The organism is Limnohabitans sp. (genome assembly GCF_031538885.1).
Lineage (GTDB): Bacteria > Pseudomonadota > Gammaproteobacteria > Burkholderiales > Burkholderiaceae_C > Limnohabitans.
The window spans coordinates 1-11488 of record NZ_JAVKLW010000030.1; the positions used below are offsets into that span (position 1 = coordinate 1).

General features: G+C 57.7%; 10 protein-coding genes. 5 read left to right on the plus strand and 5 right to left on the minus strand.

Annotated features, from left to right (window positions below):
- Positions 1-105: 105 nt before the first annotated feature.
- Positions 106-456: a hypothetical protein gene (locus RMS03_RS01895; RefSeq protein ID WP_310625425.1), complete on the minus strand. Its 351-nt coding sequence runs from the start codon at positions 454-456 to the stop codon at positions 106-108.
- 226 nt (positions 457-682) lie between these two features.
- On the opposite strand from RMS03_RS01895, the gene RMS03_RS01900 reads away from it, so the two are divergent.
- The 5 genes from RMS03_RS01900 (at position 683) to RMS03_RS01920 (ending at position 6325) form a co-directional block, all read left to right on the plus strand.
- On the plus strand, positions 683-2269 hold the full coding sequence (locus RMS03_RS01900; protein ID WP_310625426.1) for a CHASE2 domain-containing protein: 1587 nt from the start codon (positions 683-685) through the stop codon (positions 2267-2269).
- Positions 2266-2637 (plus strand): hypothetical protein, encoded by a 372-nt coding sequence (locus RMS03_RS01905; RefSeq protein ID WP_310625427.1) that lies wholly within the window; start codon positions 2266-2268, stop codon positions 2635-2637. The genes RMS03_RS01900 and RMS03_RS01905 overlap by 4 nt, the downstream gene beginning before the upstream one ends.
- On the plus strand, positions 2637-4118 hold the full coding sequence (locus tag RMS03_RS01910; protein WP_310625428.1) for a M48 family metallopeptidase: 1482 nt from the start codon (positions 2637-2639) through the stop codon (positions 4116-4118). Before RMS03_RS01905 ends, RMS03_RS01910 begins: the two co-directional genes overlap by 1 nt.
- Positions 4119-4199: 81 nt before the next feature.
- Positions 4200-4757: a cob(I)yrinic acid a,c-diamide adenosyltransferase gene (locus tag RMS03_RS01915; RefSeq protein WP_310625429.1), complete on the plus strand. Its 558-nt coding sequence runs from the start codon at positions 4200-4202 to the stop codon at positions 4755-4757.
- Complete coding sequence (locus tag RMS03_RS01920; protein WP_310625430.1) at positions 4754-6325, plus strand: alkaline phosphatase D family protein; 1572 nt, start codon at positions 4754-4756, stop codon at positions 6323-6325. Before RMS03_RS01915 ends, RMS03_RS01920 begins: the two co-directional genes overlap by 4 nt.
- Here the strand turns inward: RMS03_RS01920 and RMS03_RS01925 are convergent.
- From RMS03_RS01925 to RMS03_RS01940, 4 genes are all read right to left on the minus strand, one after another.
- On the minus strand, positions 6313-7026 hold the full coding sequence (locus tag RMS03_RS01925; protein ID WP_310625431.1) for an ABC transporter ATP-binding protein: 714 nt from the start codon (positions 7024-7026) through the stop codon (positions 6313-6315). The two genes, RMS03_RS01920 and RMS03_RS01925, sit on opposite strands and share 13 nt — an antisense overlap.
- On the minus strand, positions 7023-7970 hold the full coding sequence (locus tag RMS03_RS01930; RefSeq protein ID WP_310625432.1) for an ABC transporter ATP-binding protein: 948 nt from the start codon (positions 7968-7970) through the stop codon (positions 7023-7025). Before RMS03_RS01930 ends, RMS03_RS01925 begins: the two co-directional genes overlap by 4 nt.
- The gene (locus tag RMS03_RS01935; RefSeq protein ID WP_310625433.1) at positions 7967-9934 is read right to left on the minus strand and encodes an ABC transporter permease; all 1968 of its coding nucleotides are present in this window, start codon (positions 9932-9934) and stop codon (positions 7967-7969) included. Before RMS03_RS01935 ends, RMS03_RS01930 begins: the two co-directional genes overlap by 4 nt.
- 67 nt (positions 9935-10001) lie before the next feature.
- The gene (locus RMS03_RS01940) at positions 10002-11192 is read right to left on the minus strand and encodes an ABC transporter substrate-binding protein (RefSeq protein ID WP_405023489.1); all 1191 of its coding nucleotides are present in this window, start codon (positions 11190-11192) and stop codon (positions 10002-10004) included.
- Between the last annotated feature and the right edge of the window lie 296 nt (positions 11193-11488).

The window sequence follows — 11488 nt, forward strand, 5'->3', positions numbered from 1 at the left end:
GAAACCGTGACGGATGAGGAATTGACTATGATTGAAAACCGATTGAATCACCGCCCCAGAAAGCGACTAGGATTCAAGACACCTCACGAGGTATTCCATGCCTCGTTAAAGCGTGTTGCACTTCGTCCTTGAATCCGCCTGTGCCAAATCCAGTTGCACGCGCGTGTAATTGGCGCGCATGGCGCGTTGCAGCAAACGCTTGGCCTCGGCGAGATTGCGATTACCGCCCATAGCGCGCATGTGCATTTCAGCGAGCAAGGTTTGAGCAATGGGAAAGTCTTGCTCTGCGCCTTTTTCAAGCCAGTATCGCGCGAGTGTGTTGTTCGCATTGCTGCGAAAGATGTGTCCCGTTTTGGTGTTGAGTATCGGAACCGAGACCGTGTTTTGGAACAAAGTGGTTTTGTCAGACAACAAATCACAGCCCACTATCAATGGCTTTGGTATCAGCGTGGACACCACTGGGGCAGGCGTAGTTTTGCTACCTTTGAACTCTAGTTTGTTTGTGGCCGAAACAGACAATAGACAGGCTCTAACAACCTGCCGCAAACAATAAAAAACCACGCGCCACACGGGCCAATCACGCGGGCTGCCACACAAAGGCAGCCTGACAATTGGCCCGCTTAAACTAAGCCTCGCCGCGCTGTAATTCAGCATCAACGCGCAGACGAGGGAAGTAAAAAAGATGGCAAACAAAAACACAGCGGCAAACCCACGGTGGCTTGAGCTTGGCAAATTTTTAGCTGGTGTGGTCTTTGTGGCCTTTTTTGGCTTTGTGATTGAGTGCTTGATGGAGGCGTCCTTGTTGCATGACGTGTTCCGCACCACAGCGGCGCGCATGTTCGCCCCCTACACCAACTATTGGTATGCCAGACCAGAAAATGCACAAGCCCCCCATGAGCGCGCGGTGGTAGTCAATCTGGGGGCGTCAACGCTAGGGCGCTTGCATACAGCATGGCCCATGAGCTACGGCCAACATGCCCGGGTGATGGAGCGCATCCGTCAAGCCAAACCTGCGGCATTGTTTGTGGACATTCAATTTCAAGCGACACGTGACGACCCATCGTTGCGCCAATTGCAAACGGTGTTGTGTGCCTACCAAGCCGATGGAATCCCTGTCTATTTGGCTGCAGGCAATGAAACAACCCAAGGGCGCTTGCGCCCAGAGCTAGAAACTTTGCGCAACGACCAAGGCTTGCCGTGCTTTGACAAAGTGGCGGTGGCGTACACACCTTCCGACATCGACCACATTGCCTGGAGCTACCCCTTGTTCAGCCCAGTCGGTGGCGTGCCCATGCCCTCTGCGGCGCTGGCCTTGTCCAGCGTGATACGTGGGCCACAGATGCTGAATCAAAAGCACAACGCCGTGATGGGCCTGACCTGGGGCGGCGGCACCCAAGAAACGGGCCCCGATTGGCAAGCGTCCACACAGCAAGCCCACGGCGATGCCGCACACCCGCAACCCAGCGCTGCGCAGCAGTATTACTGCCGCCGCTCAACATGGCAGGATCTTGTGCCTTTGCCACATTTTTTGGCCCACCCATTCACAGGCATGACTGACGACAGGCCCCTGTGCCCGCTGCACGAGAGCATCGAAGCCTTTGCTCTCACTGCGCCTAAAACGGCAGAGCAAACACAGGCACAAGCCGCGTTGCTGCATCAGCGCGTGGTGCTGTATGGCACGACCTTCGATGCGGGCGACTTTGTCAACACGCCGCAGCAAGGAGAAATCCCTGGCGTTTATTTGCATGCCCAAGCAACAGACAACCTCATCCGCCACGGCGCTGATTGGCGGCGCGACTCGATGGGTGCGGCGTATGGGCACACATGGGAAGCCGTCATCATCTTTTTGGTTTTGTGCGCTGTGGCGGCGTGTTTAGATCTCACGCGCATTTTGATGCGCAAGCTAAAAACCTGCATCACAAAGCTGTGCAATGCACCGCTTGCTTGGAGCGGTCACGCAAAGCTAGCGCAACTCACAGGTCACCCCTGGAACCCAGCGATCGCTTGCTCCATGGAGCTGATTTACAAAGCCGTCAAAGAGGTGGTGAGAAAGCTCTCTTTCTTTGCGCTGGGGTTACTCCTCGCTGTGCCTGCGAGCTTATTGATGGAGCATGTCATGCATATTTCTGTGATTGGCTATGGCGTAATATTGGCAACGTGTCTCTTGGGAGAGGCATTCACCCAAGACCATGAGGTACACCAAGTCTTAGAGAAATATTGGCCGTCGCACAACTCTGCGGCCAAACACCCAGAAGGAGAAGCAGGATGAAAATACGTTGCTGCAAGCGCATGGTCATCGGATGGGCAGCGCTTGTGCTGTTGCATGTGTCTGCCATCGCTCAAACGGGCGATCGTGTGGGGGCCCCTGTCAAAGGGGTGACGGCATTGAGCGTGTATGCCAAACCCTACGACGCACAGATGCAAGACAAGCTACCTGTGCAAAACATTTCTTTTCCTGCGCCAGTTCTAGAAGCCAGCGGTGATTTTTTAAAAATTCGAGTGGCAGGCAAAACGCTTTGGATTGATGGCGCAGAAGTCAGCATTGAAAAACCCGTGGACTATGTGTGCGCCAAAAGCAGCAACTCCAAACCCAGCAAAGTTGCCGCCATGCAAGGTGCGTCAACTGGGTGCAACTGATGCGCCTCCTTCACACCTCATGCCTGGTTTTGGCGCTCATGCTGCTCGCGGCTTGCAATGCCACGCTGCTTGGCGCACCGCAAACCCAAGAGGAGGTAGACCGTGCCCTGGAGAGTCAGCGTCGGGAGGATGAATTGGCGCAAGCAACGGCTTTGAAACACCTCAGCAGCATGGATCTGGGCTTGGCAAATATCCCGACCGCACAAGCTTATTTAGACAAACTCATATCCCGCATACAAAACGCTGGCCCACAGCCCGCACGATTTGTAAAAGTGGTGATTCGCCCAAAACTGGGCTACAACGCCGCCACAACACCCAGCGGCATCATCGTGGTGGACATCGGATGGCTCAAAACCATGGACACCGAAGCCGAGCTAGCAGCCCTGCTCTCTCATGAATACGGCCACATCGTGTTAGACCACTTAAAGACCAAAAATCAAGTCGGTACGGCGGTACATGTCGTGACGACCGCCGCTGCGGTATATGCCCAAAGCAAAGGCATCAACAACGATTGGGCGCTCGGCTTGTTCGGAGAAGGCTGGAGCAGTCTACTCAAGACCAGTTGGAGCCGTGAACAAGAATATGAAGCCGATGCGTTTGCTCTTGATCTCACTCAAAAGCTAGGCTATGCCTATGTGGCGAGCATGCGTGCGTTTTTAGATCGAATTCAATCCATCGAAAAAAGCATCAAGCCCGCCCCCAGTGACGCCCCCTCAGGTGCCGCGCAAAGCAAAAACGCGATGGGGGTGATGGACGAACACCCACCGATCGAAGAGCGCATCATGCGGCTGCAAAAAATCATGGAAGGCCAAGTACGCAAGCGCCCTGCACCGCAGGGGATAGACGGCTGGCGCATCGTGCGCAATGCGCCCGCATTCAAGCAGGAAGAGAAAGAGGTGTTGCTGGCCAACCAAATGTTGGACGCAACCATCGCAGGTCGAAAAGCAGAGCAGGCACAGCTCAAAAAACAACTCGAAGCACTACCGCGCCCTTTTAAAACATCGGCAACCTTGACCATGTTGGCGTCTGTTGAGCCGCAAAGTGCGCGTCGCACGACTTATCTGCAACAAGCCATCGCAGCGCCTGACACCTCTTTTCTCAGCTACCGCTTGCTGGCGATCTTGCAGCGCGATAGCTTGAAGCAATATGAAACCGCCAACAACACCCTTCTCGAAGGATTAGACAGATTCGACGCACCGCATCAGTTCTGGCCTGACGTCATGAGTTTTCATCGCACAACGGCTGAGATGATCTATGCCATCCCTGAAAATCAGCGAGAAACATCGCTCTCGCTCTATGCCACCAAACTCAAGCTCATGCTTGTGCAACTACAAGCGAAATGCTTGCTCAAACCCGATGTCTCCGAGGCATGCAATTGGGCGGCGTTGAATGAGCAACAAAAGCGAGAAGCCGTCGCGGCGCAGAAAACAAGAGAGACGCAAATGAGCAACAAACTTGCGGACAAACTCAAGTTGAAATAATCGTTAGGCGAGCCAGCGCCAGACGGCACCGCACGCTCTTTCAAAAACCACGGCATCGCCAATTTTCAAACAGGCAAACACATGGGCAACCGACTCACACAAATCGCCACCGGCACAGGTGACGCAGGCACCACCGGCTTAGGCAACAACCAACGCGTGTCCAAAAACAGCTTGCGCGTTCATGCCATGGGCGAGGTCGATGAACTCAACTCCAACATCGGTGTCTTGCTGTGTGAAGACATGCCGCAAGATGTGCGCGATGTGTTGGTGGAAATCCAGCACCAGCTCTTCAACCTCGGCGGGGAGCTGTCGATTCCTGGTTTTGAGTTACTCAAGGCAGAAGCGGTGCAAGCCCTCGACCGCGCGCTCGACACCTACAACAGCGTACTGCCCAAACTCGCAGAGTTCATCCTGCCCGCAGGCACACGCGGCGCATCGATCGCGCATGTGTGTCGTACCGTGGCGCGCCGCGCAGAACGCGCAGTGGTGGCCTTGGGCAATGAAGAGGCGATTGGCGATGCCCCTCGGCAATACCTCAACCGCTTGAGCGACCTCATGTTTGTTCTCTCTCGTGTGCTCAACCGCTTGAACGGTGGCGACGATGTGTACTGGAAGAGTGAGCGCATGCAGCGCCAATGAAGCGTCGCGACTTTCACCAACACCTGCAACGCAGCGCGATCGCTCTGGCCCTCGCGCCGTGGATGGTGGCCGTGGCTAGTCCCGCCGCCGCAGACAAAGCACTTGCGTGGGCCACCAACCCATTTGCACTCGGTGTAGCCAGTGGCCGCCCGCGCGCGGACTCGGTGGTGTTGTGGACACGCCTGCTGTTCAGTGAGCAAGACCGCGCCTTCACTGCCGCAGACCCTGGCCCGTTGCGTGTGCAGTTCGAAGTGTTTGCCGATGCCGCACTCAAACACCGCATTCAACACAACGCCATCGTCACAGACGGCACACGCGGCCACAGCGTGCACGCACACGTGCAGCACTTGCAGCCCAGCACCGAGTACTGGTACCGGTTTCGTCAAGGCGAAGCCCTCAGCGCGGTCGGCCACACCCGCACCGCACCCGCATGGCATGCCGATGTACGGCAATTGCGCATTGCGCTCGCCTCCTGCCAGCATTACGAGCAAGGCCAGTACCTGGCCCACGCAGAGATAGCCAAGCAGCCGCTTGACTTCGTGCTCTTTGTGGGCGACTACATCTATGAAAGCAGCAACCCGCAATACGCCATTCGCAAACACAGTGGCGAAGAACCCAAAACCTTGCCGCAGTACCGCGCGCGTTACGAACAATACAAACGCGACCCAATGTTGCAAGCCGCCCATGCAGCCCACCCATGGGTGCTGATGTGGGACGACCACGAAGTGGTCAACGACTACGCCAACGACCAAGACCGCCAGTACACCGACCCGCAGCACATGCTGTTACGCCGCGCTGCCGCCTATCAAGCGTATTTTGAACACCAACCGGTGTTGCTTGGGCCAGACGCCAACAACCCCGCCAACATGCGTTTGTATGACCAACTCAGCTGGGGCAAGCTCGCCGATGTGTGGACGCTCGACTGCCGCCAATACCGCAGCGCCCAAGCCTGCCGCGACCCTGTGCGTGGGGGTGGCCGCATGGTCATGCAGTGTGATGCGTTGAACGACCCCAACCGCAGCATGTTGGGCACCGCACAAGAGCGTTGGTTCGCCGACAGCTTGAGTCAATCCAAACGCCAATGGCAGCTGGTGGCCCAAGCCACACAAATCAGTTCGACCAGCGTGCCTGCACCCGCAGGCCGCGCCTACTGGAACGATGCGTGGGACGGCTACCCCGAAGCTCGTAAGCGACTGCTGCAAACGGTGGTGGATGCCAAGCTGCAAAACGTTGTCACCTTGGGCGGCGATGTGCATTGCAACGTGGCTGCCAATTTGCGCCTAGAACCCAACAGCCCACAGTCGCCCATCGTGGCGAGTGAGTTTGTCACCACCTCGATCACCTCACGCGGCTTGGGCGACAAACCCGCTGCCGTGATCCGCGACAGCAATGCCGACCTGCTGCACTACCGCTCAGAAGAGCGGGGCTACAGCTTGATCACTGTCACCCCTGCCGAAGTGCGTTGCGACTTTCGCACCACCAAGTTTCCCGCAGGCACCGAGCCTGGTTTGAAAACCCAAGCCAGCTATGTCGTCAAGCGCGGCAAGCCAGGGCCTCAAATCATGTGAAGCACACCGCGGTCTAGGGCGTAACTGCGGTCACTCACCCACTGTGCAAAGTGGGTGTTTTGCTCGGACAGCAACACACTCACGCCTTGGCGTTTGAGTGACACAACCATCTCACCCATTTGCTCCACGATGATGGGAGCGACACCTTCAGACGGTTCGTCGAGCAAGACCATCCATGGGTTGCCCATCAGCGTGCGTGCCACCGTCAGCATTTGCTGTTCGCCACCACTCATATGGCTGGCGGGGCGTTGCTGCATGTCGGCCAAATTAGGAAACAGCGTAAATATTTTTTCGAACGACCATGACGGTGCAGAACGACCCCGTTGGCTGTCTGCCAATGCACGCGCAGGCTGAACACCGAGTTGCAAGTTTTCCAACACGGTGAGGTTGGTGAAGATGCGGCGGTCTTCTGGCACATAACCCAGCCCCACGCGCGCGGCTTGGTAAGGCGCGGCCTGCGAGAGGTCGTATCCTGCAAACATCACACGGCCTGTGCGACGTGGCATGAGACCCATGATGGCTTTGAGCGTGCTCGACTTACCCGCCCCGTTGCGCCCGATGAGTGCGACCACCTCGCCACGCTGCACCTGCAATTGCACATCGAACACCACTTGCGCTGCGCCGTACCAAGCATTGAGGTGTTGCACCTCCAGCAGGGGCGTGGCGTCTGTTGGTGCCAGGTGTGTGTTGGCGTACGTCATCGTTGTATGCCTGTGGTTGAGCTTGCATGCGTTGTGCTAGGTGTCGCCGTTGAGGCCCGCTGCGCAAAGGACGCGTTAAAAGTTTTGCCACTGCCAAAATACACCGCTTGCACTTGCGCGTCAGCTTGCACTTGCGCGGGTGTGCCTTGCGCGATCAGTGCGCCACGCGCCATCACCAGCACGTGGTCGGCATGTTCAAACACCACGTCCATGCTGTGCTCGGTGAACAGCACGGCCACGCCGCGTTGGGTCACCAAACTGCGCGTCAGTGCCATGAGCGCATGACGTTCATCGGGGGCCATGCCTGCGGTGGGCTCGTCCATCAGCAGCAAGCGCGGCGCGTTAGCCAGTGCCATCGCTAGTTCAAGGCGCCTCACATCGCCGTAGGCGAGGCCGTTGCAAGCACGCGTGGCTTGACTGTCTAGCTGCACTTGTGCGAGCAGTTGCAGCGCATCGCCACGGCGGTAATGGGGGGCACGTCGCCAAGGCGAAAGCGACACACCATCGGCAGACAACAAAGCCATTTGCACGTTCTCTACCACCGTCATCGAGCCAAAGGTTTGTGCCACTTGAAATGTGCGACTCACACCCATGCGCCAAAGTTGGTGCGGCTTGCAGCCGAGCAGCGACACGCCATCGAGCATGATCACGCCCCTGTCTGGCGCAAGCTGACCGTTCACCAAATTGAAGGTGGTGGACTTGCCCGCGCCGTTGGGCCCGATGAGGGCCAGTAACTCACCCGCCTGCAAGCTGAAGGACACATCGGTCACAGCTTGGTTGCCGCCGAAGGCTTTGTGCAAGTGCTGTACCTCCAGCAAAGCGTGGCTGCCCTGTGGGCGTGTGTGCCTGTCGGTGTGTTCGTCGGTATGCCCGTGCGCGTGATCTGCGTGAGGTGCATGAGGTATGTGCAGCACGTGAGGCATATGCGGTGGGCGTGTGGTCATGCGACACCTGTGGTGTGTGTGGTGGCCGCGCTTTTTGTATGGCGCACACGCCACCACCGCGCTTGCACCGACCCCGCAATGCCGTGCGGAAACACCAGCACCATCAGCAACATGCTGCCGCCCAGCACGGCGCGCCAATAGTCGGTGCTGCGCGCCAAACTGTCTTGCAGCGCGGTGAATGTTACGGCCCCCACCAGTGGCCCCACCAGCGTGTGCACGCCACCCAGCAGCACCATCACCAAGCCATCGACTGACTTGCTCACACCCAGCACATCGGGTGAGATGCTGCCTTTCGAAAACGCAAACAACGCTCCCGCCAAGCCCGCAAAACCGGCCGCCACCACAAAGCCCAGCCACTGCACCAGCCCCACGTTGAGCCCCATCGCTTGAGCGCGACCCACCGAGTCGCGGCTGGCGCGCAGCGCGTAGCCCAAGGGGGACATCAACACACGACGCAAGGCATACACGCTCAGGGCCACCAGCGCGAGGGTGAGCCAGTAATAAGACGCTTTGTCTTGCAACCACGCGCTGGGCCACACACCGGTGAGGCCGTTGCTGCCCCCCGTGAAGTCGTCCCACTGAAAACAGATGGACCACACAATTTGCGCAAACGCCAAGGTCAGCATAGCCAAGTACACGCCCGATAAACGCATCGCAAACCAAGCGATGGGTGCGGCCACCACAGCACTGACGAACGGGGCCACTAGCAAAGCCCATTCGCTGCGCACACCCACCCGCAACACCAGCAGCGCGGCGGCATACGCGCCCACACCAAAGTAAGCCGCATGGCCAAACGAATGCATGCCCGCAGGCCCCATGATGAAGTGCAGGCTGGCTGCAAAGAGGGCGGCAATAGCCAAGTCAATACCCAGCACCAAGGCGTAGGGCGAGTCCGCCGTGAACAGTGGCAGTGCGAGTAACGCAGCCGCAACCATGCGCCACATCGACCGCGTGCGTGCGCCACCCAAAACAAACGGCGCCTCTTGCTCGGTGTTGGTGCGCGGTGCGCTTTGTGGCTTGCCCAACAAACCGCAAGGGCGCACCATCAACACCGCGGCCATCACCAAAAACTCCACCACGAGGGTGAGTTTGGAAAACGCAAACGACACCCCCAAAATTTGTACCGTGCCCACAGCAATGCACAGCGTTTTGATTTCGGCAATCAGCAGAGCTGCCACAAACGCGCCGGGAATCGAGCCCATGCCGCCCACTACCACGACCACAAACGCATCGCCAATCGTGGCCATGTCCAGCCCCAAGTGCGCGGGCTCACGTGGCAGTTGCAACGCACCGCCCAAACCTGCCAGTGCGCAGCCCAATGCAAACACGGCGGTAAACAAGTGGCGCGGGTTCACGCCCAAAGCGCCCAGCATCTCGCGGTCTTGCGTGGCGGCGCGCACCAACACACCAAAACGTGTGCGTTGCAAACACCACCACAGCAGCGCCAACACCAGCGGGCCCATGGCGATGAGGAATAAGTCATAGGTGGGAAAACGACGACCCAAGATACCCACTGCGCCGCTCAGACCGGGTGCGCGTGGTCCCAGCAAATCATCTGCGCCCCACAGCCACAACGTGCCGTCTTGCATGACCAGCACCAAGGCAAAGGTGGCGAGCAATTGAAACAACTCAGGCGCTTTGTAAATGCGCCGCAGCAACAACACTTCCACCAACGCACCCAACACGCCCGTGATGAGCGCTGCGCAAAGCAACAACAAAAAGTAGGCAGCGGTTTGACTGGCCGCCTCACCCAACACACCGCTCAAAACTGCTGACACAGCAGGCGCCGCATGTGACACGAGCGAGTACGCCACATACACACCGAGCATGAAGAACGAACCATGGGCAAAGTTGACGATGCGCGTCACCCCAAAAATGAGCGACAACCCTGCAGCCACCAAAAACAAAGACGAGGCAGCGGCCAACCCGTTGAGGGTTTGCACAAAAAAGCTGGCGGTGTCCATGGTGGTTGAGGCTTGAAATTAAAACGCCCGCAAAAGGCGGGCGTTGTGGGTTGGGTTTAGAAGGCGATTAATTGCTTGGTCTGAGTTTTTTCACAACGTCATCGCTGGGTTGCACAGAGGCCCCGTCGATGTAGCGGTAGTCTACCAACACGCCTTTGCCGCCATCGTTTTTGGTGCGGCCCAAAAATGCGCCCATGGTGGACTGGTTGTCTTGTTTGCGGAACATCACAGGGCCATATGGCGTACTGAATTTCAAACCGCTGAAAGCAGTGACCAGCTTTTCGCTGTCTGTGCTTTTGGCGCGTGCGATGCCTGCAGCCAAAGCCTGAATCATGCTGTAGCCCACGACCGAGCCCAAGCGCGGGTGGTCGTTGTATTTGCGGTGGTAGGCCAAGTAAAAGGCTTTGTGCTCAGGCGTTTGCACACCGTACCAAGGGTAGCCCGTGACGATCCAGCCATTGGGCGTTTCGTCTTTCAGTGGCTCCAAATACTCGGGCTCGCCGGTGAGCAAGCTCACCACCTCACGGCCTTGGAACACCCCGCGTGTGTTGCCTTCGCGCACAAACTTGGCGAGGTCGGTGGCAAACAACACGTTGAAGATGGCATCGGGTTTGGCGTCCGCGATGGCTTGCGTGACCGAGCCTGCGTCAATCTTGCCCAGCGCGGGTGCTTGCTCGGCGACAAACTCCACATCCGGTTGTGCCGCTTTCAGCAGTTGCTTGAAGGTGGCCGCCGCCGACTGGCCATATTCGTAATTGGGGTACACCACGGCCCAGCGTTTTTTCTTGAGCTTGGCCGCTTCGGGCACCAGCATCGCCACTTGCATGTAGGTGCTGGCGCGCAGGCGGTAGGTGTAGCGGTTGCCGTTTTGCCAGACCATTTTGTCGGTCAGTGGCTCGCCTGCGAGAAAGAACACTTTGCGTTGTTTGGCAAAGTCGCCCAGCGCCAAACCAATGTGCGACAGGAAAGCGCCTGCGAGCACATCCACTTTTTCGCGGCTCAGCAGTTCTTCGGCGGCACGCACGGCATCGCCGGGTGAGGCGTTGTCGTCACGCGTGATGAGTTGCAGCTTCTTGCCGTTCACGCCACCCGCAGCGTTGATTTCTTCTACCGCCAATTCCATACCCTTTTTGTAGGGGTCGAGGAAGGCGGGCTGAGCCTTGTAGCTGTTGATCTCACCAATCTTGATGAGGTTTTGAGCCAAGGCGGGAAAGACGGGCAAGGCCACCACGCTCAAAGCGAGGGCGGCGCTGCGCAGGGTGGAGGCAAGAGAAGGGTTCACGGTGTGGCCTTTGAAAACATGTGTGGGCAAGGATTGCCCACGCGTTACACGGGAGGACACGGATTGTCTTGCAAACATAGAGCCCGATTGCATACCCAATTGCATACGAGATGTCAAAGTCCCAAATAAATAGCGGCGGATTCAAGGACGAAGTGCAACAAAGATGAACTGGTTATAGGTGGCTGAGGATGCGAGAGCATCATGGCCGCTTTAACCGCCAAGTCGAAGTTGCCCAATGTACAAGCACCTCAGCCGAGAAGAACGATACCAAA

Excerpts from the sequence above, each read along its gene's own strand:
- RMS03_RS01925 (WP_310625431.1), bottom strand. The coding sequence starts at position 7,026 with ATGACGTACGCCAACACACACCTGGCACCAACAGACGCCACGCCCCTG.
- RMS03_RS01905 (WP_310625427.1), top strand. The coding sequence starts at position 2,266 with ATGAAAATACGTTGCTGCAAGCGCATGGTCATCGGATGGGCAGCGCTT.
- RMS03_RS01915 (WP_310625429.1), top strand. The coding sequence starts at position 4,200 with ATGGGCAACCGACTCACACAAATCGCCACCGGCACAGGTGACGCAGGC.
- RMS03_RS01900 (WP_310625426.1), top strand. The coding sequence starts at position 683 with ATGGCAAACAAAAACACAGCGGCAAACCCACGGTGGCTTGAGCTTGGC.
- RMS03_RS01910 (WP_310625428.1), top strand. The coding sequence starts at position 2,637 with ATGCGCCTCCTTCACACCTCATGCCTGGTTTTGGCGCTCATGCTGCTC.
- RMS03_RS01920 (WP_310625430.1), top strand. The coding sequence starts at position 4,754 with ATGAAGCGTCGCGACTTTCACCAACACCTGCAACGCAGCGCGATCGCT.
- RMS03_RS01930 (WP_310625432.1), bottom strand. The coding sequence starts at position 7,970 with ATGACCACACGCCCACCGCATATGCCTCACGTGCTGCACATACCTCAT.
- RMS03_RS01935 (WP_310625433.1), bottom strand. The coding sequence starts at position 9,934 with ATGGACACCGCCAGCTTTTTTGTGCAAACCCTCAACGGGTTGGCCGCT.